Genomic DNA, 22,477 nt, shown 5'->3' on the forward strand with positions numbered 1-22,477 from the left:
GGCTGATCCAGGCCGCGTCAGTTGGAGCAGGAATCCACGGCAACGTCGCAGTATTTGCCCACGCCGTATTCCCGCCTGCGGAAAAATTTTTCGGCGCTGGGACCGATGATCTGCAACTCGGGCGAGGTCTTAAGCACATCAAGGGCGATGTGCATTTCCTTGGTGCAGCCGGTGGAATAGGTGGCGTCCTTGCCGGTCCACACCGGGGGCACCTTTCTGCCCATCAGGGCGAAACTCTTCTCGATGTCGAAATGGGTCTGGAAGCGCCAGACGTTGATGTAGCCGCTTCGCTGCACCTTCTCCCACATGAACATCAGGTCGTCGCCATCCATGCCTTCCTCAAAATGCTCGCCCGGGTTGATGATATACACGTCATCAAGCTGGGAACGCAAGTGGGCGACGAAGGTGGTCATGATTTCGATGGCGACCTTGGTCTGACCGGGCACACTGCCGATGATGCCTGAATAGAACATGACCGTCTTGCCCTCGCGTCGGGCGCGGCGCATCTCGGCAATGATTTCGTCGGCCTTGCCATTGATATAGCGCTCGCTGAACTTGCGCACCCACTCCGGCTTGGGACGGTGATAGAGATGGAAGGTGCCTGCCTCGTCCCGGAAAAAATTGACGATGTCCCGCGTGTAGCCGTGGCTGCATTGGATGAGCCGGTTGTAAAGCTCCGCGCCCCTGGCAAGAATCAGGTCGCACTCCTTCCATGCCCTGGCAAAGGTGACGGAGCAGCGGTAGGGGTTGAAGCGCTCGCGTGTGCCCTCGGAAATGACCACGAACCGATGTTTGCCCATGATGTCGAGCAGCTCGTTTTTGGTGAGCCGGTCCTCGTTGACGAACTTCGCACCCTCGAAAGCGGTAGCCAGAGCCGGATCAAAATCGCGATCCCAGAAGGTCGAATGATCGAAAAAAAACCCCTCCTTGAGCGCCATGACCACGCGGTGTCCCAGGCGCAACAGGCTCCTGACCACCTGGAGATCGAAGATGATGCCGCCCGCCCGGCTGGGGATGTAGAGGACACGCTTCTCTCCGCCCAAGGAGGGATTCAGGGCCTCGTAAACCGGCGCGAACAACTCCGAAGATCCGGCCAGTTCGCTGGAGACTCCTGGCGCCTTGAGGGCCTCGGCCTCAAATGTGCCCACATCCCAATTGTCGCACAGGGTGGCAACACGCATAAGCCGTTCGATCTCCAGCATGTCCAGGGAAAACCGCTTGGTATCGATACGGTCGCAGGGTCCGCAATTTTCAGCGTACGCATTGATTACACTGTCAAAGATTTCGCTGCGCACCACCTGGGCGGCCTGCCGGTTCAGATCGCGCCGGACCTGCCTGTAGGGGTCGTCGATGCCGCTTTGGGTCATGAAGATGGTCATGAACCGCTTGAGCAGCCGCGAGGGGATGACGATGGGAGAGGCAAGAGCCATGCGGAACTTGTGACGAGCCAACTGGATGAATCGGCTGGAAACATTCCGGTCGGGACAGTATTGGCGCGACAGGCGGATGAACGCCCGCCACTGCAGGATGTACTCTTGCATCAAGAGGCGCGGCAGCCCCTCCTTGAGCAGCATGAGGAACATCCAGTCCGAACATGGGGCGTAAAATTCGCCCGGTTGAAGGGCCACCATGAATTTGAGCTGCTCCATGGAGGCGTTCTTAGTCGGATCTATGGTGTATTCGAGGTTGTTCTCGGTCATGAAGTGCAGCAGCAGCGCGTCGAGGGACGCATCGTCGCCGAACTTGACATCAAGGACGGAATGGAAATGCCGGTTGAAAGCCATCTTATCTCTCCGTCAACAAACCATGGTTCTTCAATTTATCGAAATACGCCCCCTGCCCCATGTCCGCCACCAGCAGATCACGGGGGCTGCGCCGCACCCGCACCTCGTCGCCGGATTCAAGAGGGAAGGAGAACTGCCCGTCCTCGGTCAGGGAAACGCCAGTGGCCGCCTCCTCGACGCACACCGCGCACTCCTCCCCGACGGGAAGGACCAGGGGTTTGAAACCGCTCAGGAAGGGGCACACCGCCGTGACGCAGTAGGAAAAAAGGTCGGCATGGACCAACGGACCGCCCGCCGAGGCACCATAGGCCGTGGAGCCGGTAGGCGTGGAGACGATCAGTCCGTCGGCCCTGACCGAGGCCAGTCGCCTCCCGCCGTAGGAGAACCCAAGCCGGACAAGCCTGGCCAACTCGCCCCTCCCCACCACGACATCGTTGACCGCCAACCCTGAACGCACCACGTTTCCCTGACGCACGACATCGTAGGCAAGGGCCATCCGACGCACAGACCGCACATTTCCCTTCAGATTTTCTGCCAGCCAGGGCTTCCATCCCGCCCTGTCCAGTTGGGCCAGAAAACCCACCCGGCCAAGATTGACGCCCACAAACGGCGCCTCAAGGTGAAGCATCCTTCGGGCCACGCCGATGAATGTTCCGTCGCCACCGAGGACCATGATCAGATCCGGTCCGGGCTGCCCGAAAACATCCGCATCATACGCCTCGGGCCGATGCTGGCAGACCATGACCTCGACATCCGAACCGGACAGAAAGGCGGCCACCTCAGCTCCGAGGGCCTTGGCCTCAAAGTCGCCCGACCGGGTGACAACCAGCACTTTTCGCAGATGAAGTGACATGCCTTGAATGAGTAGCTAAAATTTTATAACCATTCAACCTTTTTCCGATTGTCCGCAGAAGTCGACACTTGCGACGCCAACCATTTCTGGCTTTTTTCTCCAATTGGCCCTAAAGTTAATCAAACCAGGGACGATCTATACATTCAAGGAAGGGTTTGCGCGTGAATACTTCGTCGGCCAATGTTCGCACCATGCTGCGCACCTACGGGAAGCAGCTCACGAATGCGAAACGCTTGGCGCGCTTCAGGCAGGCCCTGGGAGAGGCCAAGGCCCTGGACGGAGTGGACCGGCAGGCCAAACGCCGCGAACTGGTGGAGCGCATCGCAAGGGAGGTCATCGAAAACCTCATCGTCAGTTCGACCCCCTCGCCCGTGGTCGCGGCCATCCTCGGCCAGATCCAGGAGGAGTTCGGACATCCGTTCCTCTTCGAGTACCCGGTGGACGGGACGGACGTGATCATACTGCGCAGCACGGCCGATGGCCCTCAGGAGGTCGTCGGCCCGGAGCGCAACCGGGTCATGAGACGGCTCTGGGAGATCACGCTTTCGAAGGTTGACGACACCATGCTCTAGTTTAGGATTATGGTTCCGGGAGGGAAACATGGTCATCAAGAATATCGCGGGGGAGATGACTCCCTACAGCAACAGGAAGATCGAGAACCAACGCACGGCCGACCAGCAGCGCCGGGGCCAGGAGTCCGCCAGAACCGCGGGCGAGTCCGCCGACAAGGTGGTGCTCTCCTCCGAGGCCCGCTTGCGCGGCGCCGCCCTGCAGGCCGCCAATGAGGCATCCGATGTCCGCCGCCGCAAGATCGACGACCTCAAGCAGCAGATCAAGGACGGGACTTATAAGCCCGACCTGAAAAAGGCTGCGGCCAACCTCATCCGGGACGACCTCGACCTGCTTTCCACGGGGCAACCGGAATAGTTCGGTCCGGCGCTCCTGCCCGATGCGGGCAGGAGGCCGATGCGTCTGCGCGATCGGCAGAAAAGACCCCTTTGTCCGGGCTGCAGCCCGGACAAAGGGGTCTTTTCTGCCGAAAATCCTAAGGAATCGTGATACTCGGCCAAACCCGGTGCCGCCAAAAGGCGGCATCAGCCGCGAATGGGACTGAAGTGCGTGGGGTATCCACTGTCGGTCTGGGGCACCTGCACCCCTATCCGCGCCTCGGTGTTGATGACAATGGGGCCTTGAAGATTGAGGGTTGTCTCCTCGGGTCTGTTCTGGGGAATGGTCACCGTGACCAGAATGGCCAACTGCTTGATGTTCTTGATCTTGAGAGTTTTGCGATCCAGGTTTTCAAGCTTCACGTCGTATTTGTCGAGAAAGGAATAGGGGTCTGCCACCAGCAGCCCCAATCCGGGATCGGTAACGCACTGCAGGAGGAAAAAGGGAGACTCTCCTTCCCGAACGCTTAGAAGCGCGAACTCGCGCTTGTCCTCAAGACCAATGAGGCCGCGGGGGAAATAGACGATGCCGTCCGAGCTCACTTCCCTCTCGCCCAGCCTGGTCATTATTTTCTTGGTTCTTTCTTTTCCCATAGCGCAGCCGCCGCGAGCAGGTCCTGCTGGCTGGTCTCCAGCGCCTGCTTGTTCTGTTCCTTGATCTTCAGATACACCTCTTCCCGATAGACGGTCATGTCCTCGGGTACCTCAAGGCCGATCTTTATCTGCTTGCCCTGAACGCTCAGGATTTTCAGCTTGATCGTATCGCCCAGGTACAGGCTTTCTCCCGGTCTCCGGGTCAATATCAGCATAATGCCACCAAATGGGTCATCCTAGGGCTTGAGTCCGCATACTCGCGGGTTCTTCCCGGCGACTACATCACCTGGCCCGGGAAGTCCAGCAGACAAAGAAAATCGCCTAGCCATTCCGGGCTCCTAGATGAACTTGCTCAGGTTGAGCTGCATGATCATGGAGGAGGAACGCAGTACAGCCTCATAGACTATCTGCTGCTGGACCAGATCGGTCATCAGTTCGCTGACATCGGCATCCTCGACGGAACTGAGCAGCGCCTTTTCGTTGTATTTGAGACCATCAAGGATGTTCTCGGTAGCGAGAAGCCGGTTTTGGCGGCCACCCACGTCGGCAAGCCTGTTCATGATCTGGGCCTGGGCATTGTTCAGGTTATCGAGCATCTGCTGCACGCCGGTCTGGTTGTTGGTCTCGGCGAAGGCCACAAGGTTGCCCATGACCTCGAAAAGATTCTTGGAAAACTCGTCGTCGCCCTGAATGGTCAGAGCCATTTTGGGGTCGTCGTCTGAGTGAAACACCCTGTTCGCATTCTGACTGCTCAGGGGAACGGAGGCTCCCCCCGCGGCAAGCACCGCATCGGGGTCCATATAGATGCCGCCGAAGATGTCCTTGCCCACATCGTTGATGCACACCCGATCGTTGGCCGAAATATCGAGGTTGATGTCTGCGGCTCTCGGCCGAATGACAAACTGCTGCCCCGGTTGCAGTATATTGCCGCCATTGGAGGAAAGGGTAAGAAGACCGCTGTTGGCAATGCTCAAGACCGAGGAATTGCTCGAAGTATCGGCCGGAGCCACGTTGCCCGTGACCCAGTTGATGCCGCCGTCGAGGCTGTAGGAGTAACGGATCTCCTCGTTCATGGCCACAGCGGAGGTATTGTCGATACGCACGGTGACGGAACCGCTCTGGAACGATCCCGAGGCGTCGGCATTTACGCCGCCAACGGTGCGCGGGTCCACCATGGGGGGAGCGTCCTTGTCATCGCCGACGTACCTGGCCGAGGGGCGCACCCAAAGCCAGGTTCCATCGGCCACGGAAGGATCGTCAGGGTCGTTGACCTTGACCGTGGCGTCGGAGTGGAAAAGCACATTGGTGCCGCTTGATGGCAGACTGACGGTGGCCACGCCGGCGGCAAAACTCACGGCTCCGTCTTCGAGCCAGGTGCGGCCGCCGTCAATGCTGTAGCGCACCCCGAGATCTCCGTTGGAGAGATCCATGGTGCCGCCAGGCGGGGTCGGTGTCGTGGTATTGGTGTCGATGAACTGGACCAGCACGGTGGTGTTCGAAGACCCCTGGATGGTGAAATCGGTGTGTCCGAAATCCTCGTCGTTTGTGGTCAGCCACATGATCTGCTCAAAAGCCTTGCCGTCCACCTTCTGGCCCGAATAGATGCTCTTGCCCTCGAAGTTGGTGTTGGCCAGCCCGATCATCTGCTCGAAAATGCTGCGCAACTCGTAGCTGACCTGTTCGCGGTTGTCGCCGCTCACTGTGCCGGTGGCGGCCTGACCGGCCAGTTCCTTGGCCCGGGTGATGAGTGTCGAAACCTGCCTGAGCGCCTCGTCCGAAGAGCCGAGCCACCCCTTGGCCGTGGAGATGTTATCGCCATACTGCTCAAGCGAGCGCAAGGTGTCGCGGTGACCGAGAATCCGCGTCATACCCGCGGGATCATCGCTTGGCGAATTGACCTTCTTATGCGTCTGGGCCTTGGTATTGAGGTCCATCAACGAGTTCAGAGAGGTGTTGAGGTTGTGAATGTACCTGCTGAAGAGCATTTGTTGCGATACGCGCATGACCGTCCCCTTCTTCCTAAGACTTCAGCGACAGGATCGTCTGAAGCATCTGATCGGCAGTGGTGATGAGCTTGGCCGCCGCCGTATATGACGCCTGATAGCGGATCAGGTTGCTCATCTCCTCGTCGAGGTTCACACCCGCCACCTGCTGCTGGCGCTCATTGAGGTCATTGGCCAGCGTGTTGTAGAAACCATGATTGAACTTGGCTCTATTGGTATCCGCGCCGACATTGCCCACAAGCCCGTTGTAGTAACTGAGCAGGGTTGTGTTTGTTGTCCCCTCCGCCACCGAGGAGATGGCCACCTGGGCCTCGCGCAGGGCATACATGGCCAGGGTCGTGGTGTTGTCGCCCGCGTTCATCTCGCCTGCGCCATTGACATGGCCGGTGGCCAGATAGTCGAGATCGCCGGTAATCTTTTCGTTCACCTGAATGTCCATGGGCGAGGAACCCTTGAAAAAGGTGTTGATGCCCAGAGCGGCCATGAGTCCCGCGCTATCGTTGCCAAAGGCGAAGGCGTATCCCTCTTCGGCTTCGAGATGCAGCTTGTTGTTGATTATTTCGGCTTTTATGGCCCCTGCGAAACTGGAGTTGACCGCGTCCGCCACATCGGTAAGCGAGTGGATCTTGGGGTCGAAGCTGCCCCCGCTAAAATCCAGAGAAGCGGACGAAGCGAGGAGCCCGGTTTCCTCGTCGTACACATAGATGAAGGTGTTGCCTGCCTGGAGCTTGTCGCCGAAGACCAGCCCGGTGGAGTCCGAACCAAGGGCCTTGGTGATCGAGGACACACCGTAGGTGCCATCCACCACGTTGAAAGCCTGGAGTCCGGCTCCCTGGCTGTGTCTGCGGTTGGTCTCCCAAACAAGGGTTTCAGTCAGGTTTTCCAACTTGTCGCGGTACTTGCCAATGTAGTTGTCACGAAATGAGAGCAGTGCTGCCAGACTGCCGCCAGTGAGCCGGGTGGTGTTCTCCTCGCCGTTGAAATGAATCTGGGGTGTGATCTCCAGCTTGCTCGACGTATTTTCCACCCAATAGAGTCCCTGATGCGGACTGATGGTGAAACGGTCGCCGACAGCGAACTGTCCGGAGGGGTTGCCCTGGGAGCTGTTGGCCGAACCGAACCAGATCTGGAGCCCTTCCACATTGATCCGTGATTCATAATCCCGGGCATTGAAATGACGTTCCTTGCCGTCTGCGTCGGTAAGCCAGGTGACACCCCCGTCCAAGGAAACACGGAACTGGGCCGCGGTAGCGTCCGAGGCGGCCGGTCCGTCTTTCACGAAATCAATGGTGTATTCGAAATCATCGTTTCCATCGAAATAGATGTCGCCCGCAAAGGTGGAGCCGGAGCGCAGATCCGAGCTCTTCTGCGGGGCGAGGAACTCAAGGCTGAAATGGCTGGTGCCGTCCACCAGGGTGTGTCCGGCCTTGGTCAGAACGGTGAAATTTCCGCCGCCGTTATCAATGGTGGAGATGTCCATCAATTCCGCCAGCTCGCGGACCTTGCGCGCCCGTTCGTCAAACAGGCCGTTGGCGTTGTTGGACCCCTCGATATTGTGGACCTGGATCTCCTTGTTGAGTTCCGAAATCTCCACCATCAGGGAGTTGGCCTGCTTGACCTGGGCGGCGACGGTGGAATTGATGCGCTGCTGCATGAGCGAAAGATCGGTGTCCACCTGACGCAGGGTCGAAATAAGAGTTGCCGTGTCATTGACAACGGACTGACGCGCCCCGTAGTTGTCCGGGCGCTGGCTGACCTCGTTCCAGGAGTTGAAGAACTGGGAAAGGGTATTGCTCACTCCGGTGCCGCTCGACTCGTTGAGCAGATTCTCAACACCCCTGAGCTGCTCCCACAGCGTCCCCCATTTGTCGCGCATTGCCGATTGACCGAGATACATGGCCTCGACCATCTCGTCGAAATGACGCACCACCTCAGTGGCCTTGACGCCTGTTCCGAGCTGACCCGGAGAATAGTCGATGTACGGCCCTTCCTGCAGCACCGCCGACTGGCGCGAATATCCCACGGTGTTGACATTGGAGATATTCTGGCCGGTGACCTGGAGCTGCACCTGCGAGGCGAACAGGGCCCAGCGGCCCATATCGAGAATCGAGTTGGCGCCAAAGGACATTTAGAGCCTCCCGGTCAGCAGCCGGGCCGAGCTGGGAGCCCGTGCCAGACGCCCCGAGGGGGCATAGGCTCCCGAGTTCTTTGGCTTGATCTGATTGTGCATGAAGGTGAGCAACTTGCTGCTCTGCTCAAAGAGGGCCATGGCCATCTCGTTGTTCTTGGCGGCCTGGACAGCGCATTTCTGCTCGGTATCATCAAGCATTTCGAGCAGCTTCTCCAAGGTTTCCGAGGTTTCCGGCTTCAGGGTGACATACAGCTCGCGCACCCGCACCGCGCCCGGCACGAGCGTATCGATCTTGGCACGCAATGACCGTCTTTCTGCAGCCACCTGACGCATCAGCTCCTGGATGGACAACTCTATCTGGGAAACCCCCTGGGGCTGGCCCTGATTGAGCCTGGAAAATTCTTCCTCCAAAAGGACGAAGAGGAGCACCATTGCCTTGTTCTGGCGGACCAAGTTTTCCTCAATGAGACGAATCATGCCCGTCACCAGCCTTTGCATCTAGCTAAGAAGATTAATGAAATATTAACTCCCCCTGATACGCGACCACTTTCGGTCAGCCGTTTCTTGCAAAACTCCGGCCAACTTTGGCTGCCTCGTCCACGCCAGATTCGCGCCCATAGGTTCTGGCCCGCTCCCGGGATTCGCCGACAAGGCCTTCGCGGATGCGCTCGGCATCCAGCCGTCTGGTCAGGGCTTCAAGGCGCGCCTTGACATCCACATCGGTCATGGGAGCATGGAACGCGGAGCCCTGAACGTCTCGAACAAAGGTCCCCCCGTTCCCCTCGCCCGATCCGCCCCAATCCTCCAGGGTCTTGCCCCGGTTTTGGTTCAGGGCGATGGGATCCTGTCCACCCATGGCGATGGGCTGGGCCTTCAGCGGCCGGATCTCCACGGCACCGGGCAATGCTTCGCGGCTGGTTTCCTTGAGCTTCTCACTGAGTTGCTCGTAGATCATATCCGCCAGTCCGATGCCGCCCGCCTGGGCCATCTTTTCGGCAAAGTCCTTGTCAAACATCGAGAGATACATCTCTTCCTGCTTGCTCTTGGTGTACCCGTCCTTGGGCACGGTGTTGCGCATCTCCTGCCACATCTTGCTGATGAACACGGCCTCGAAGCTCTGGCAGGCCTGGCGAAGCTGCTTTGACTTGTCACCGGAATCCCCGGCCAGCCGATCCTTGAGTCCGTCCATCTCCTGCTTGAAGCGAACGAGATCGCTGGTGTCTGCCTGTTTGGCGAGGAGTTGCGGGTCTATCCCTGAACCGAGCATCTTAAATCACCTCCACTTCCGCGTGCAGCGAGCCCGCGGCCCTGAGTGCGCGAATGATGGATATCAGATCGCGGGGGGTGGCCCCTATGGAATTGAGACCGTCCACCAACTCCTGAAGGGTGGCGCCCTCCATGAGCATGAGCGGATTGTTCTGCTCCTCGATGGCCAGATCGGTTTCGGGAGTGACCACGGTTTGCCCGTCCGAGAAGGGGCCGGGCTGGCTCACGTCCTGGCTCTCTGCAATGACGATCTGCAAGTTGCCGTGAGCCACGGCCACCCGGCTCAGGCGCACCTCGTGGCCGAGGACCACGGTGCCGGTCTTCTCGTCCACCACGACCTTGGCCCTGCCGTCCGGCGCGATATCGAGATTCTCAAGGGAGGCCATGAGAGGGACCATGTTGCCCAGGTATCTGTCGGGCAGGTTGAGTTCCACGGTGGAGATGTCACGGGCCGAAGCGTAATCCCCGCCCATGGTGGCGTTGATTTTGTTGACTACCTGCATGGTGGTGCTGAAATCCTGCACCATGAGGTTGAGGGTCAGGGTGTCCTGATTGTTGAACTTGAAAGGAACGCCGCGCTCCACCGATGCGCCGCTTGGGATACGCCCCACTGTGGCAATGTTCTTCTGGGCCGTAGCCGCCTCGCCCTCGACGGCGAAACCGCCGATGGTCAGGGGGCCCTGGGCCACGGCATATACACGGCCATCAAGGCCCTTGAGGGGAGTAAGCAGAAGAACGCCGCCGAGCAGACTCTTGGCGTCACCCAGGGAAGAAACCGTGACATCAAGCGTGGAGCCGGGCCTGGCCGAGACCGGCATCCTGGCCGTGACCATGACCGCTGCCACGTTCTTGGGCTTGAGTTTGTCCGGGCTGGCCTCCACTCCCATCTTCTCCAGCATGTTGGACATGGACTGAAGCGTGAAGGTGGAAGAAGTGCCGTCCCCGGTTCCCGAGAGGCCAACCACCAGGCCGTAACCCACCAAGTCGTTGTTGCGCACGCCGCTGAAGCTGGCGATGTCCTTGAGTCGTGCCGCCGAGGCGTCGCCAGGGGCGACGATCAGGGCCAGAGCCAGAACCGCCGCACCCAGCATGAGTAAAAGCTGGCTGCCCAACGCCCGCGTGTTCCGAGTGTGCATGGTCATGATTCCTGTCCTTGTGCCTTGGGTGTGCATCGTCTCCACCTAGAAGGGGTAGATGTTGTCCAGAATCCTCGTCAGCCAGCCCGGACGCTGCTTGTCGGCCAGGACGCCCTGTCCGAATATCTCGATCTGCGCCTCGGCGAGACTGGTGGAGGGAATGGTGTTGTTGGAGGCGATGTCCCGCTGGCGAATGAGTCCCCGGACCACCAGGAACTGGGTCTCGTTGTTGACCCGGATGCGCCGTGCGCCCTCGACCTGGAGCAGATTGCCCGGTAGCCTGCGCACGATGCGCGTGGCCACCACGGCCTCGAACTCCGACTCCTGCTTGGTCTCGCCGTTGGATTTGAGATCGGTCACGGTGGAGGTGTCGAGTTCCATGCCCGCCTTGGCACCCAGTGTTCCAGCCAGGGGCATGTGGCCGATCAGGCCGGTGCTTGGCATGGCCGTGACCGATATGTTGTTGGAATTGTCCTTCTTGGCCTTGGTCTCGGACTTGATGCGCGAGTTGGATGCCTCGGCCACCTGGACCAGGACGATGTCGCCCACCCGGCTGGCCCGGTTGTCGTCATAGAGAAATTCCGAGCGGTTGGCGTCGAACAGCGAGCCGGGGTTCTGGGCCGGGTCCTGCTCCTCGTATACCGGCTCCGTCAGCACCGGCATGGGCATCTCCTGATACCGGGAGGCACACCCTGCCATCAGGGCGAGGGAGGCCAGCATCATGGCGGCCATAGCGATCAGAAACAAACGTCTCATGACTTTCTCCTTTATTACCGGACCACGACCGTTTCGTTGTCCACCACGGTCGCCACGATCACCTTGTTGCTTTGCATGTTCCGCACCGACACCTGCTGCCCCATGTCCGCATCGGCCAGGGCCTCGGCCTTCATGGTCAGTTGTATCCGCTTGCCTTGATAAACCAGAGTGACCACATCGCCCTTCTCGATGGGCGGCACCCGCTCCAGATGGGCCATGGAAAAGGGCTGGTTGCGGCCAAGGGGCCGGACCATGCGCCAGGGACCGCCCGTGCCGTCCCACAGATCCTGATTGTAGGCCAGGTTCATACGCATGAAGGTCACATTCTCCCTGCTGACACGCTCGAAACGGTTCAGCGGCTTGGCGGCCACGGGCACGGCCTTCCATACATCAACAAAGACGTTGCCAGCCTTGGTGGACACGGTGCGGCCGTCCGGGGACACGCCCCGCAGCCTGATCTGATTGCTGCCGGGCCTGAGGTCGCCCTCAAGCTCCACTGACAGCGTGTCGTAGTCGTTGGGGAAAAAATAATACAGCGGCAGCCGCAGGTTGCGAAACTCGAAGTCGTCGCTCAGATCCCTGGCTCGCGGCGTCAAAAACGCGACAACTGCCGCCTCCAGCTCCTCGCCCGAAACCACGGTTCCCCCGGTCTGAATCGTGAGCTGACTGGGCAGCACGAGATTGCGCACCATGTCGCCCATGTAATACCGCAGCACGCCGAGCAGTTTATCGCGATCGATGGTCACGGGTCGGCCGATCCGGTCCGACGCCTTCCACAGCTTCACCTTGCTCACGGCCTCCCAGGTACGCTGGTCAATGGCGTCCACCGGATCGGCAATCTCGCCCAGGAGCACATCCGGCCCGCGGACACAGGCCACGCTGCGAACCAGAAGCTTCCAGTTGTCGCCCGACACCGGGCGTGTGCCCGCGCCTGGCATGGTGGCCGTACCCGCGACCAGAGCGACCGCCAGCGCCAAAGCGCGGACCATGCGGCCCAGACGGCTGTTCCGTTTCCGTGTCGTGCCTGCCATGTCTCGTCCCTTTCTCCGCCGCCAGCGCATCCGCTAGCGCTTGATGTTGATGGCCGTCTGGAGCATGCCGTCTGAGGTGGTGATCGCCTTGGAATTGATCTCGTAGGCGCGCTGGCCCACGATCAAACCGACCATCTCGTCCACCATCTCGACGTTGGAGCCCTCCAGAAACCCCTGGGCCAGAGTGCCGAAGTTGTCATCGCCGGGCGTGCCACCCACGGCAGCGCCGGACGCTTCGCTCTCTCGGTAGAAGTTGCGCCCGATGGCGGTCAGACCTGCCGGGTTCTGAAAACGGTAGATGTCGAGGTCCGCTTCGGCCAGGGCCGCGCCCTCGCGATCCAGGGCGGCGATATGGCCGGTCTCGGTAATGACCACGCTGACGGTCTCCGGCGGCACAGTGAACTCGGGCTGGAGCACGTGGCCGCCCGCCGTGACCACCCGGCCCTCATTGTCGAGCTTGAAGGCGCCGTCGCGGGTGTAGACATCCTCGCCATTCATATCCACAAGAAAGAACCCTTCGCCCTCAATGGCCATATCGAGCGCGTTGCCCGTGTTCTTGAAGTCTCCCTGAGTGAAGAACTTGTGCACCGTCACCGGCCGCACACCCATGCCGATCTGCATGCCCACAGGCAGTCGGCCGCCGCTTTGGGTTTCGGTGCCCGCGATCTGGAGTGTCTGGTACATCAGGTCCTCGAACTCGGCGCGGCTTTTCTTGAAACCCGTGGTGTTCACGTTGGCCAAGTTGTTGGAGAGGGTGTCGATGTGTGTCTGCATGGCGACCATTCCGGTCGCGGCAGTCCAAAGTGAGCGCATCATTGGCTATTGCCTCCTGGTTGTCATAAGAGCTTTCCGATCTTGACGATCATATTCCTGTCGAGACTATCCGTGCCCTGAAGCATCTTGGAATACATCTCAAAGGCGCGTTGGGTCTCGATCATCTGGACCATCTCGGTGACCACCTCGACGTTCCCCTTTTCGATGAAACCCTGTTGAACGGTCAGGTCCTCGGGCGGTATCTCCTCCGCTCCGGGAGCCGCCCGGTAAAAATTGCTGCCCACGCGCACGAGGGCTCCGATGTTCTCGAAAGTGACGAGATCAAAGGCTCCGGCCGGTTCGCCATTGATGGAGATCATGCCGTCCGACTCCACGCTCAACGTGGCTCCGGGCGGCACCACCAGAGGGCCACCCTCCACCATGACGGCATGGCCGTCCTGCGTGACCAGGGTTCCCGTGGTGTCGACCAGGAAGTTGCCCGCCCGCGTGTAGAGCACATCGCCACCCACCTGGGCGCGGAAGAACCCCTCGCCCGACAAGGCGAAATCAAGCTGGTTGCCCGTCTGGTGCATACCGCCCTGGGAGAAGTCCACCGTCTGCTCCGAAAGCCGGGCCTTGGCCATAATCTTGGGATCGGGAAACATGTCCTTGTCGCGCAGAAACGACTTGGTGGTCACCACATAGTCATGGGCAAAGCGCGTGAAGACATCGTGAAAGGCCATATGGTCCTTTTTGAAGGCGGTGGTGTTCACGTTCGCCAAATTATTGGCGATGGATGACATCCTCATTTCATTGGACAAAGCGCCGAACAACGCGCTCAAGCTGCTGTCTCGCATGGGGCGGACCTCCTGTCTGCCCGATGGATTGCACTATGTATGCCAACCCGATGCCGGTCATCGGCTGCGGATTTCACCGAAAGGCGGCTGTTGACATTGGCTGCGGTTATGTATAAATAGGCACGCTTCCGAGCGGGTGTAGCTCAGCTGGTAGAGTACAAGCTTCCCAAGCTTGGTGTCGCGGGTTCGACCCCCGTCACCCGCTCCAACGCCTTTCGCAGGGTCCGTCATGGCCCCTGCGGGGTTCGCACAACAGGGTGAGCTCGGGCTCGCCTTTTTTATTGGCATCGGGAGAAACCATGCGTCCGACATTCGAGGATACACTCGCGGAACTCATCCGCCCGGAGGTGGAGGCCATCGGCTGCCGCCTATGGGGGCTCACCTCGCCAAGCAAGGGCCAACGACGTATCATAAGGATATATATCGACGGCCACGACGGGGTGACCATTGACCAGTGCGCCGAGGTCAGCCGACAGGTGGGCCTGCTTCTCGAGGTGGAAGACATCATCCCCGGCGCATTCATTCTCGAGGTCTCCTCGCCCGGCATGGACCGGCGGTTCTTCAGCACGGCCCAGATGAACGACTATACGGGCAGCCAGGTCGCCGCCCTGCTTCACGAGGCCCGCGACGGCAGACGCAAGGTGATCGGCACACTCGTCCGGGTGGACGAGACCGAATTCACCGTGAAAGAAGACGGGCAGGAGACGACCCTGGCCTGGAACGACCTGAAGGAAGTCAGGATTGTTCCTGAGTTTTAGGGCATATCAGCAATATGCACCGGGACGGAGACTGACCCCGGGCGAAGCGGAGGTTTGATCATGTCGGAGCTGAAAAGAGCCATCGACCAGATTAGCAAGGACAGAGGTATCGACCGCGACCTGCTCATCGACACCCTCGAAGAGGCCGTGCGCTCCGCTGTGGCGCGCAAACACGGCGACACCATGGATATAGAGGTCGCATTCAACGAAGACAGCGGCGAGATCGAGGTCTTCGAGTTCAAGGTGGTGGTGGCCGAGGTCCACGACCCGGTCAGCGAGATTTCCCTTGAAGACGCCCGGGAGCATGATCCCAACGCTCAACTCGACGACGAGATGGGCTTTCCCGTCAATATTGAAGACCTGGGCCGCATCGCCGCCCAGTCGGCCAAGCAGGTGATCATCCAGCGCATGCGCGACGCGGAACAGGAGATCATCTACGAAGAATACAAGGACCGCATGGGCGAGATCGCCAGCGGCATCGTCCAGCGGCGCGACCGCACCGGCTGGATCATCAACCTCGGCCGGACCGAGGCGCTGCTGCCCAAGGACGAGCAGATTCCGCGTGAACGCTACAAGCGCGGCGACCGCGTCCAGGCGTACATCATTGACGTGCTCAAGGAGTCGCGGGGACCGCAGGTCATCGTGTCGCGCTCCCATCCCGACTATATGGTCGAGCTGTTCAAGCGCGAGGTGCCCGAGGTGGCTGACGGCACGGTCAAGATCATGGGCGTGGCCCGCGATCCGGGCCTGCGCGCCAAAGTTGCCGTCATGTCCCGCGAACGCGATGTCGATCCGGTGGGCGCCTGCGTCGGCATCCGTGGCTCGCGCATCCAGAACGTGGTGCAGGAGCTCAAGGGCGAGCGTATCGATATCGTGGTCTGGAGCCCGGACATCGCCATGTACGCCCAGCACGCCCTCTCTCCGGCCGTCATCACCCGGATCACGGTGGACGAGGAGGAGGAGACCCTCGAAGTGGTCTGCCCCGACGACCAGCTCACCCTGGCCATCGGACGCAAGGGACAGAACGTCAAACTGGCCGCAAAGCTCCTCGGCTGGAAGATAGACATCTTCACGGAATCCCGCTACGGCGAACTCAACGCCTCGCGCAAGGGCATGGACCAGATCGCCAGCGTGGCCGAAATATCCATGGAGAGCTTCTTCAACGCGGGATTTGAATCCCTGGAATCCATCGTTCGCGCCAGCGACGAGGAACTGCTGGCCGTAAGCGGCCTGAATGAGCGCAAGATCGCCGACATCCGGCTGGCCATCAACATGCTGGCACCGGAAATAGCCGCCCTGGCCACCGAGACCGGCGCCGACGCCGCCAACGACGACACGAACGACACTCCCGCCGATGGCGAGGAGACGAAATAAGGGCCGGTCAGCAAGGACACGCGGGCATGATGAACGCAGGACACCAACCCGTCCGCATGTGCGTCGTCTGCCGCCAGCGCTTCCCCAAGGAAGAGTTGACGCGGTATGTCCGCCCGGCCGACAGGGAAATGCCGGAAACAGACGATCCGGTTTCCGACCCGGAACAAATCAAACCGGGGCGTGGGTTTTACGTATGCGTCCAGGCCCGGTGCAGGGAATTATTCCCGAAAGTGTTCAAGGGCCTGATGAAGAAACGCAAGGGGGAAAGTAGATGACGGCACAGGTTCGGGTAGAAGACTTGGCAGCTGAGCTTGGACTCAGCACCAAGGAAATAATACAACACCTCCGCGAGATCGGTATCCAGGCCAAAAGCCAGATGACCACCGTCGACGCCGAGGATGTGGACCGCCTCAAGGCGGAACTTAAGAAAGGCACCCCCACGCGGCGGGAAGTGCGCCGCGTGACCGATACCGGCGTCATTGTCAGGCGCAGGCGCACCAAGACGCCGACAGCCGGAACCAAGGCCCCGGCCGAAGAGACCGAAGAGGCCGTGATCGCGGAGAGCGATGAGACGGTAGAAGCTGTCACGTCCGGACCGGCGGAGGTCCCCGCCCCCGAGCCGGAGCCGACCGCCAAGCCCGCCGCCGCTCCCCTCAGGAAACGCGAAAAGCCCGAGCCCCAGGTCAGGATCATCAGACCCGCGGCAGAGCCGACGCCTGAACCCGAGACCGTTCCCCAAGCTTCCCCCGTGGCAGAAGAGGCCGCGCCCGAACCCGCGCCTGAAAACGCCGCGCCCGTCGCTGTGGACCAAACCGTGGACGACACCATGGAAATCGCCCCGGCCAAGGAAGAGACCCCTTCCACCCCGGAAGACGAGGCTGTAGAGGCCGACAAGGTTCCCGTCGAAGCGACCTCGGATGACGTTATCGCCGCCGCCCCGGGCGAGGCGGACGAGCAGCCCAGAAAAAAGAAGAAACGCAAGAAGGAGCCCGAGGCTCCGAAGGTCAAAATAATTTCCATGCCCGACCCTGTTGAGGTCAGGGCCCGGGAGGCGGCCAAGCTGGCGTCCGAAAGCACCCCGCGTCCGGCCCGTCCGAACGGTCCGGGCGGACCGCGTCCCGCTGGCGGCCGACCGGCCAGCCCGCGCCCAGGCGGCTTTGCCGCCCCCGGTGGCCGTGACGATGCGCCCCCCATGGACCCGTCCATGCCCGATGGCCGCAGCAAAAAGAAAAAGGGCAAGAAGGACCGGCGCGTGGTCGAATTCGCCGCGGGCGGCAAGACCGACCGGGGCGGACCGTTCAACGACGGCTTCCCCCAGGGGAGAAAAGGACGCAAGGGACGCAAGGGTCAAAGGCCGCTGACTCCCGATCAAAACATCCAGCCCATGAAGGCCGCAAAGCGCAAGATCCGCTTCGACGAAGCGATCCGCCTGGCCGACATGGCCCACCAGATGGGCGTCAAGGCCCAGGATCTGATCAAGACCCTTTTTGGCATGGGCGTCATGGCCACCATCAACCAGGCCCTGGATCTCGATACCGCCTCACTGCTGGCTGCCGAGTTCGGGTATGAGGTGGAAAACGTCTCTTTTGACGAGCAGGAATTCCTCACGCCCACCGAGGCGGACAAGGCAGAGGATCTCAAGCCGCGCCCGCCCGTGGTAACCATCATGGGCCACGTCGATCACGGCAAGACCTCCCTGCTCGACGCCATCCGGCTCACCAACGTCACCGACGGCGAGGCGGGCGGCATCACGCAGCACATCGGCGCGTACCACGTCAATACCGACCGCGGCGAAATCGTGTTTCTCGATACTCCGGGCCACGAGGCGTTCACCACCATGCGTATGCGCGGCGCCCAGGTGACGGACATCGTCATTCTCGTGGTGGCGGCCGACGACGGCGTCATGGACCAGACTCGCGAGGCCATCAGCCACTCCAAGGCCGCTGGCGTCCCCATCGTGGTGGCGGTCAACAAAATGGACAAGGAAGGGGCCAACCCCGACAACGTCAAGCGCGAACTGGCCGAGCTGGGCCTCATTCCTGAGGAATGGGGCGGCGAAACCATCTTCGCCCATGTCTCGGCCAAGATGAAGACCGGCCTTGACGAGCTTCTCGAAATGATCCTGCTCCAGGCGGAAGTGCTGGAACTCAAGGCCAATCCCGACAAACACGCGAGAGGCCACATCGTGGAGGCCAAGCTCGACAAGGGACGCGGCCCGGTGGGAACCATGCTCATCATCGAAGGCACCATCAACCAGGGCGACAGCTTTGTCTCGGGCATCCACTTCGGCAAGGTCCGGGCCATGTTCGACGACCAGGGCCGCAAGATCAAGAGCGCGGGTCCGGCCATGCCTGTGGAAATCCAGGGCTTCGACGGACTGCCCGAGGCGGGCGACGAGCTCTTCGTGGTGGATGACGAGAAAGTGGCACGTCGCATCGCCCAGACCCGAGCCATGAAGCAACGCGAAAAGGTGCTCTCCGCCAAGTCCAAGGTCACGCTGGAATCCTTCCTGGCCAGCCGCCCCAACGACGAAGCCCAGACACTCAACCTGGTGCTCAAGGCCGACGTGCAGGGCTCCCTCGAAGCCGTCACCGAAGCGCTCAACAAACTCTCCACGGACGAGGTCAAGATCAACGTCGTCCATGGCGGTGCAGGGGCAATCACCGAATCCGACATCCTGCTGGCCAGCGCCTCGGACGCCATCACCATCGGCTTCAACGTGCGGCCCAACCTGAAGGTCAAGGAGATCGCCGAGCATGAAGGCGTGGAGGTTCGCTTCTACGACATCATCTACAAGCTGGTGAGCGAAGTGAAGGACGCCATGAGCGGCATGCTGGCCCCGGACATCGAAGAGGTCTACCTCGGTCAGGCCGAGGTGCGCGACACCTTCAGTGTGCCCAAGGTCGGCACCGTGGCAGGCTGCTTCGTGGCCGACGGCAAGATCACCCGCAACTGCAAGGTCCGGCTGCTGCGCGGCGGCGTGGTCATCTACACCGGCTCGGTCTCATCGCTGCGCCGCATCAAGGACGATGTCAAGGAAGTCACCAAGGGCTTCGAGTGCGGCATGGGCCTTGAAAAATTCAACGACATCAAGATCGGCGACGTGATCGAGGCATTTGAGACCAAGGAAGTCGCCCGCACCATAGACTAGACACACGGCAATCACGGCGGGCGGCCCATGACCCATGGGACCGCCCGCCTCTTTTTTTGGACCAGACATGATCATCGGCGTCCTGACCCTCGAATTCCGGCTCCACGGCAACCGATCCCTCAAGGAGAAGCGCCGCGTGGCCCAGAGTCTGAAACAGAAGCTGCGCAACACCTTCAACGTGGCCGTAGCCGAGGTGGAGGCCATGGACATCCACGACAGGCTGGTGCTCGGGATCGTCACCGCGGCCAACCGGACGGACAAGGTGGAAAGCCGCCTCGGCAAGGCGCTGGCCATGGTGGAAGCCATCGCTCCGGTCGAGCTGACCCGGTGCGACACGGAAATATTCAGCGACAGCGAATGAGGACACATCCATGAAGGCATCCAGTTCCCGCCGGGCCGTACGCATGGGCGACCAGATCATGCGCGAGGTCGCCATCCTGCTGGTGGAGGAGGCCCAGGACCCCAGGCTCCAGTTGGTCACCCTCTCGGGCGTACGCATGAACGCCAATCTGCGCATCGCCGAAATATTCTACACCGTCTCCGGCGACGCCGAGCATCGGCGCGAGGTCCAGGCCGGGCTTGAAAAGGCCACGGGATTCCTGCGTTCCAATCTGGGCAAGCGGCTCAAGCTCCAGTACACCCCGGAGCTGCGCTTCGTCTTCGACGAATTCCTTGAGGACATGGTCTATGCCAGACCCGATGCGTCGCGTTAGCGAGATCATCCGCAACGGCGACGACTTCCTGGTGGCCGCCCACGTCAACCCCGACGGCGACGCCATCGGCTCCACCTGCGCCGTGGGACACATCCTGGCCCGTCTTGGCAAACGGTTTCGGCTCTACAACCCTTCGGGCCTGCCCGCCAGCTACGACTTTGTCCCCCTGCCTGCGCCGTTTGAGACCGATCTTCCGGCAACAATGCCCGCCTTGACCATCGTTCTCGACTGCGGCGCGATCGAGCGCATGGGGCCCGAGCTTCTCGCCCGAACCCGCGAGACACGCATCATCAACATCGACCACCACCTGGGCAACGGCGACTACGGCGACGAAAACTGGGTAGCCGTGGACCAACCCGCCGTGGGGTCCATGATCGCTCTCCTCGCCAAGGACCTGGGACTGCGCCTTGACGGAGGGCTGGCTGAGTGTGTCTACCTGGCCGTGTCAACGGACACCGGGTTCTTCTCCTACGGCTCCACCACCCCCGAGTCGCTGGAACTTGCGGCCGAGATGCTGCGCGACGGGCTTGATCTGGCCCGCATGAACATGCTCATCAACAAGCAATGGACCGAGGCGAGACTGCGCCTCTGGACCGAAGTCATGGGCAGCGTCGCTCTCTTTGCCGGCAAGCGGGTGGCCATCGGCGTCATCACCCGCGAGATGTTCCGACGCACAGGTACCGACTCCCAGGACACCGAAAATCTGATCAACACCATCCGCCGCCTCAAGAGCGTTCGCGTGGCCGTCATCCTCCGCGAGGAAAAGCCGGGAACCTACAAGTTCAGCCTGCGCTCCTACGGCGAGGACAACGTCCAGGCCATTGCCGCCCTCTTTGGCGGCGGAGGCCATCGCAACGCCTCGGGCGGCACCATTGCCGCTCCCCTTGAAGAAGTCCGCCGCCTTCTGGTGGACGCCATTACCAAATCCCTGGAGCTTGCCTGATGGGTCGCCGCAGAAAAAAGCGCAGCGCCGAGCAGCTCGACGGCCTGTTGGTCCTCAACAAGCCGTCCGGCCCCACTTCGGCCGCCTGCCTCAACGACATCAAATACCGGCTCAAGCAGTTCAAGATCGGCCACGCCGGAACCCTGGACCCCTTGGCCGAAGGGGTCTTGCTCGTTCTGCTCGGCCATGGTACCAAGCTGGCTACATACCTCAGCGGCGCGACAAAGACCTATCGCGGAACGCTCAAGCTCGGACTTTCCACCGATACCTATGATATTCAAGGGGAAATAGTCTCCGAAACAGCGGTTGAGGCCAGCGCCGAGGATGTCGTAAAGGAAATTTTGCACTGGAATCTGTTGACAGAGCAGGAAGTTCCAGCCTATTCGGCTGCCAAACACGAGGGCACGCCGCTGTATGCCATGGCCCGCGAGGGACTGGCAACTCCGGTCAAGACAAAGCCCATTGTTATTTCTCATGTGGAAGTGCTGGACGTGCGAATGCCGGAGGCGGTGTTCAGGGTCAGCTGTTCCGCGGGCACCTACATACGATCCCTGGTCCACAGCTTGGGGATGCGAATGGGGTGCGGCGCAGTGCTGACCGGCCTGACCCGCGAGCGCAGCGAGCCCTTCGGGCTTGATGCGGCTCACGACCTCTCGGACGTTCTGGAGAATGCGGACTCGTTCGCGGACAAGGTGATCCCCCTGCGGGACACCCTGCCCCACTGGCCCCGCTTCACGCTGACGCGGCCTCTGGCCGGACTTGTCAGAAACGGGGCCTGGCTGCCCGTAGCCGACGATCCGGCCCGGGGGCTCTACGGCACCATCGGCGATCGGGCGTTTCTGCTCGATCACGACGGAGCGCCGCTGGCCCTGGTGGAGGCAAAAATCCAGGACGGTAAGCCCAGGTGGGCCATTCTCAGAGGTCTGTGGGGCGAGGACTGACCCGCCCGCCGACGCACCGAAGGCTATTTGATACGAAACACTCAATTAGGAGGATACCGCTGTGGTCATGACTGCCGAAGACAAGCAGAAGATCGTTGAAGAGTACAAGACCTGCGAGGGCGACACCGGCTCTCCCGAGGTCCAGGTCGCGTTGCTGACCGCCCGCATCCAGTACCTGACCGAACACTTCAAAACCCACAAAAAGGACTTCCACTCCCGCACCGGCCTGCTGAAGATGGTCGGACAGCGCCGGAAGCTTCTGAAGTATCTTCAGAACAAGGATGTCCAGCGCTACCGCGACCTGATCGGTCGCCTCGGCCTGCGCAAGTAGTTCTTTGAAACACTGATGTCGGGGGAGGCGCCAGCCTCCCCCGGTTGTTTGTCACTTTCTGCGGCGGAGCCGACTTTTGTTGCTCCGCGCAAGACCCCCTCACGCGACGTTTAGTTGGCTGCGGAAGGCGTTTTTGGACACGAATTTCCGGTCCG

General features: G+C 60.9%; 24 protein-coding genes and 1 tRNA gene. 12 read left to right on the forward strand and 13 right to left on the reverse strand.

Translation table 11 applies throughout. The features are described from left to right. Positions 1 to 17: 17 nt before the first annotated feature. Together GKC30_RS00150 and GKC30_RS00155 are read right to left on the reverse strand one after the other, a co-directional pair. The gene (locus GKC30_RS00150) at positions 18 to 1,784 is read right to left on the reverse strand and encodes an ARMT1-like domain-containing protein (protein WP_155931400.1); all 1,767 of its coding nucleotides are present in this window, start codon (positions 1,782 to 1,784) and stop codon (positions 18 to 20) included. Position 1,785: 1 nt separating this feature from the next. Next, a complete protein-coding gene (locus GKC30_RS00155; protein WP_155931401.1) occupies positions 1,786 to 2,637 on the reverse strand; it encodes an NAD(+)/NADH kinase in 852 nt (283 codons plus the stop codon). A gap of 161 nt (positions 2,638 to 2,798) precedes the next feature. Here GKC30_RS00155 and GKC30_RS00160 point away from each other — a divergent pair, with 161 nt between their 5' ends. Both GKC30_RS00160 and flgM read left to right on the forward strand, forming a co-directional pair. Then, positions 2,799 to 3,209: a DVU0524 family FlgM-associated protein gene (locus GKC30_RS00160; RefSeq protein WP_367613889.1), complete on the forward strand. Its 411-nt coding sequence runs from the start codon at positions 2,799 to 2,801 to the stop codon at positions 3,207 to 3,209. A gap of 28 nt (positions 3,210 to 3,237) precedes the next feature. Further along, positions 3,238 to 3,564 (forward strand): flagellar biosynthesis anti-sigma factor FlgM, encoded by a 327-nt coding sequence (gene flgM, locus GKC30_RS00165; protein ID WP_155931402.1) that lies wholly within the window; start codon positions 3,238 to 3,240, stop codon positions 3,562 to 3,564. Positions 3,565 to 3,731: 167 nt separating this feature from the next. Here flgM and fliW read toward each other — a convergent pair whose 3' ends face one another. The 11 genes from fliW to flgF all read right to left on the reverse strand — a co-directional run bounded on the left by fliW (position 3,732) and on the right by flgF (position 14,111). After that, complete coding sequence (fliW, locus tag GKC30_RS00170; RefSeq protein ID WP_155931403.1) at positions 3,732 to 4,178, reverse strand: flagellar assembly protein FliW; 447 nt, start codon at positions 4,176 to 4,178, stop codon at positions 3,732 to 3,734. Continuing rightward, on the reverse strand, positions 4,151 to 4,393 hold the full coding sequence (gene csrA / locus GKC30_RS00175; protein ID WP_155931404.1) for a carbon storage regulator CsrA: 243 nt from the start codon (positions 4,391 to 4,393) through the stop codon (positions 4,151 to 4,153). Before csrA ends, fliW begins: the two co-directional genes overlap by 28 nt. A gap of 123 nt (positions 4,394 to 4,516) precedes the next feature. After that, positions 4,517 to 6,181: a flagellar hook-associated protein FlgL gene (gene flgL, locus GKC30_RS00180; protein WP_155931405.1), complete on the reverse strand. Its 1,665-nt coding sequence runs from the start codon at positions 6,179 to 6,181 to the stop codon at positions 4,517 to 4,519. Positions 6,182 to 6,197: 16 nt separating this feature from the next. Further along, a complete protein-coding gene (flgK, locus tag GKC30_RS00185) occupies positions 6,198 to 8,309 on the reverse strand; it encodes a flagellar hook-associated protein FlgK (protein WP_155931406.1) in 2,112 nt (703 codons plus the stop codon). Beyond that, a complete protein-coding gene (flgN, locus tag GKC30_RS00190; protein ID WP_155931407.1) occupies positions 8,310 to 8,789 on the reverse strand; it encodes a flagellar export chaperone FlgN in 480 nt (159 codons plus the stop codon). It lies immediately after the preceding gene. 76 nt (positions 8,790 to 8,865) lie between these two features. Further along, positions 8,866 to 9,579, reverse strand: coding sequence for a rod-binding protein (locus tag GKC30_RS00195; RefSeq protein ID WP_155931408.1), 714 nt, complete (start codon positions 9,577 to 9,579; stop codon positions 8,866 to 8,868). A 1-nt stretch (position 9,580) separates the two neighbouring features. After that, positions 9,581 to 10,714 (reverse strand): flagellar basal body P-ring protein FlgI, encoded by a 1,134-nt coding sequence (locus tag GKC30_RS00200; protein ID WP_155932337.1) that lies wholly within the window; start codon positions 10,712 to 10,714, stop codon positions 9,581 to 9,583. Between the two features lie 45 nt (positions 10,715 to 10,759). Continuing rightward, the gene (locus GKC30_RS00205; protein WP_155931409.1) at positions 10,760 to 11,470 is read right to left on the reverse strand and encodes a flagellar basal body L-ring protein FlgH; all 711 of its coding nucleotides are present in this window, start codon (positions 11,468 to 11,470) and stop codon (positions 10,760 to 10,762) included. A 14-nt stretch (positions 11,471 to 11,484) separates the two neighbouring features. Next, a complete protein-coding gene (flgA, locus tag GKC30_RS00210; RefSeq protein WP_155931410.1) occupies positions 11,485 to 12,501 on the reverse strand; it encodes a flagellar basal body P-ring formation chaperone FlgA in 1,017 nt (338 codons plus the stop codon). Between the two features lie 33 nt (positions 12,502 to 12,534). After that, complete coding sequence (gene flgG, locus GKC30_RS00215) at positions 12,535 to 13,317, reverse strand: flagellar basal-body rod protein FlgG (protein ID WP_155931411.1); 783 nt, start codon at positions 13,315 to 13,317, stop codon at positions 12,535 to 12,537. Positions 13,318 to 13,337: 20 nt separating this feature from the next. Beyond that, positions 13,338 to 14,111, reverse strand: coding sequence for a flagellar basal-body rod protein FlgF (gene flgF / locus GKC30_RS00220; protein WP_155931412.1), 774 nt, complete (start codon positions 14,109 to 14,111; stop codon positions 13,338 to 13,340). Between the two features lie 132 nt (positions 14,112 to 14,243). On the opposite strand from flgF, the gene GKC30_RS00225 reads away from it, so the two are divergent. The 10 genes from GKC30_RS00225 to rpsO all read left to right on the forward strand — a co-directional run bounded on the left by GKC30_RS00225 (position 14,244) and on the right by rpsO (position 22,322). Continuing rightward, positions 14,244 to 14,319 (forward strand) — tRNA-Gly (locus tag GKC30_RS00225). A gap of 91 nt (positions 14,320 to 14,410) precedes the next feature. After that, positions 14,411 to 14,869, forward strand: coding sequence for a ribosome maturation factor RimP (gene rimP, locus GKC30_RS00230; protein ID WP_155931413.1), 459 nt, complete (start codon positions 14,411 to 14,413; stop codon positions 14,867 to 14,869). Positions 14,870 to 14,929: 60 nt separating this feature from the next. Next, complete coding sequence (gene nusA, locus GKC30_RS00235) at positions 14,930 to 16,243, forward strand: transcription termination factor NusA (protein ID WP_155931414.1); 1,314 nt, start codon at positions 14,930 to 14,932, stop codon at positions 16,241 to 16,243. A gap of 56 nt (positions 16,244 to 16,299) precedes the next feature. Continuing rightward, positions 16,300 to 16,518 (forward strand): YlxR family protein, encoded by a 219-nt coding sequence (locus GKC30_RS00240; RefSeq protein ID WP_367613954.1) that lies wholly within the window; start codon positions 16,300 to 16,302, stop codon positions 16,516 to 16,518. Further along, positions 16,515 to 19,394, forward strand: a complete 2,880-nt coding sequence (gene infB, locus GKC30_RS00245; protein WP_155931416.1) for a translation initiation factor IF-2 — start codon at positions 16,515 to 16,517, stop codon at positions 19,392 to 19,394. The genes GKC30_RS00240 and infB overlap by 4 nt, the downstream gene beginning before the upstream one ends. A gap of 67 nt (positions 19,395 to 19,461) precedes the next feature. Further along, on the forward strand, positions 19,462 to 19,755 hold the full coding sequence (locus GKC30_RS00250) for a DUF503 domain-containing protein (protein WP_155931417.1): 294 nt from the start codon (positions 19,462 to 19,464) through the stop codon (positions 19,753 to 19,755). Positions 19,756 to 19,765: 10 nt separating this feature from the next. Then, positions 19,766 to 20,107 carry a 30S ribosome-binding factor RbfA gene (rbfA, locus tag GKC30_RS00255; RefSeq protein WP_155931418.1) on the forward strand — a complete coding sequence of 114 codons (342 nt, stop codon included), beginning with the start codon at positions 19,766 to 19,768 and terminating at the stop codon, positions 20,105 to 20,107. After that, the gene (locus GKC30_RS00260; RefSeq protein ID WP_231116975.1) at positions 20,094 to 21,050 is read left to right on the forward strand and encodes a DHH family phosphoesterase; all 957 of its coding nucleotides are present in this window, start codon (positions 20,094 to 20,096) and stop codon (positions 21,048 to 21,050) included. Before rbfA ends, GKC30_RS00260 begins: the two co-directional genes overlap by 14 nt. Continuing rightward, on the forward strand, positions 21,050 to 21,991 hold the full coding sequence (gene truB / locus GKC30_RS00265) for a tRNA pseudouridine(55) synthase TruB (RefSeq protein WP_155931420.1): 942 nt from the start codon (positions 21,050 to 21,052) through the stop codon (positions 21,989 to 21,991). Before GKC30_RS00260 ends, truB begins: the two co-directional genes overlap by 1 nt. A 61-nt stretch (positions 21,992 to 22,052) precedes the next feature. Then, complete coding sequence (gene rpsO, locus GKC30_RS00270; protein WP_367613890.1) at positions 22,053 to 22,322, forward strand: 30S ribosomal protein S15; 270 nt, start codon at positions 22,053 to 22,055, stop codon at positions 22,320 to 22,322. Positions 22,323 to 22,477: the final 155 nt, after the last annotated feature.

Source organism: Pseudodesulfovibrio alkaliphilus (assembly GCF_009729555.1).
In the GTDB taxonomy this organism is placed as follows: domain Bacteria; phylum Desulfobacterota; class Desulfovibrionia; order Desulfovibrionales; family Desulfovibrionaceae; genus Pseudodesulfovibrio; species Pseudodesulfovibrio alkaliphilus.

Bases quoted from the DNA above. Each gene is read 5' to 3' on its own strand.
- GKC30_RS00150 (WP_155931400.1), bottom strand. From the start codon at position 1,784: ATGGCTTTCAACCGGCATTTCCATTCCGTCCTTGATGTCAAGTTCGGC.
- flgN (WP_155931407.1), bottom strand. From the start codon at position 8,789: ATGATTCGTCTCATTGAGGAAAACTTGGTCCGCCAGAACAAGGCAATG.
- flgL (WP_155931405.1), bottom strand. From the start codon at position 6,181: ATGCGCGTATCGCAACAAATGCTCTTCAGCAGGTACATTCACAACCTC.
- csrA (WP_155931404.1), bottom strand. From the start codon at position 4,393: ATGCTGATATTGACCCGGAGACCGGGAGAAAGCCTGTACCTGGGCGAT.
- infB (WP_155931416.1), top strand. From the start codon at position 16,515: ATGACGGCACAGGTTCGGGTAGAAGACTTGGCAGCTGAGCTTGGACTC.
- fliW (WP_155931403.1), bottom strand. From the start codon at position 4,178: ATGGGAAAAGAAAGAACCAAGAAAATAATGACCAGGCTGGGCGAGAGG.
- flgG (WP_155931411.1), bottom strand. From the start codon at position 13,317: ATGATGCGCTCACTTTGGACTGCCGCGACCGGAATGGTCGCCATGCAG.
- flgA (WP_155931410.1), bottom strand. From the start codon at position 12,501: ATGGCAGGCACGACACGGAAACGGAACAGCCGTCTGGGCCGCATGGTC.
- flgF (WP_155931412.1), bottom strand. From the start codon at position 14,111: ATGCGAGACAGCAGCTTGAGCGCGTTGTTCGGCGCTTTGTCCAATGAA.
- GKC30_RS00250 (WP_155931417.1), top strand. From the start codon at position 19,462: ATGATCATCGGCGTCCTGACCCTCGAATTCCGGCTCCACGGCAACCGA.
- nusA (WP_155931414.1), top strand. From the start codon at position 14,930: ATGTCGGAGCTGAAAAGAGCCATCGACCAGATTAGCAAGGACAGAGGT.
- truB (WP_155931420.1), top strand. From the start codon at position 21,050: ATGGGTCGCCGCAGAAAAAAGCGCAGCGCCGAGCAGCTCGACGGCCTG.
- GKC30_RS00195 (WP_155931408.1), bottom strand. From the start codon at position 9,579: ATGCTCGGTTCAGGGATAGACCCGCAACTCCTCGCCAAACAGGCAGAC.
- rbfA (WP_155931418.1), top strand. From the start codon at position 19,766: ATGAAGGCATCCAGTTCCCGCCGGGCCGTACGCATGGGCGACCAGATC.
- rimP (WP_155931413.1), top strand. From the start codon at position 14,411: ATGCGTCCGACATTCGAGGATACACTCGCGGAACTCATCCGCCCGGAG.
- flgK (WP_155931406.1), bottom strand. From the start codon at position 8,309: ATGTCCTTTGGCGCCAACTCGATTCTCGATATGGGCCGCTGGGCCCTG.
- GKC30_RS00240 (WP_367613954.1), top strand. From the start codon at position 16,300: ATGTGCGTCGTCTGCCGCCAGCGCTTCCCCAAGGAAGAGTTGACGCGG.
- GKC30_RS00200 (WP_155932337.1), bottom strand. From the start codon at position 10,714: ATGCACACTCGGAACACGCGGGCGTTGGGCAGCCAGCTTTTACTCATG.
- GKC30_RS00155 (WP_155931401.1), bottom strand. From the start codon at position 2,637: ATGTCACTTCATCTGCGAAAAGTGCTGGTTGTCACCCGGTCGGGCGAC.
- flgM (WP_155931402.1), top strand. From the start codon at position 3,238: ATGGTCATCAAGAATATCGCGGGGGAGATGACTCCCTACAGCAACAGG.
- GKC30_RS00205 (WP_155931409.1), bottom strand. From the start codon at position 11,470: ATGAGACGTTTGTTTCTGATCGCTATGGCCGCCATGATGCTGGCCTCC.
- GKC30_RS00260 (WP_231116975.1), top strand. From the start codon at position 20,094: ATGCGTCGCGTTAGCGAGATCATCCGCAACGGCGACGACTTCCTGGTG.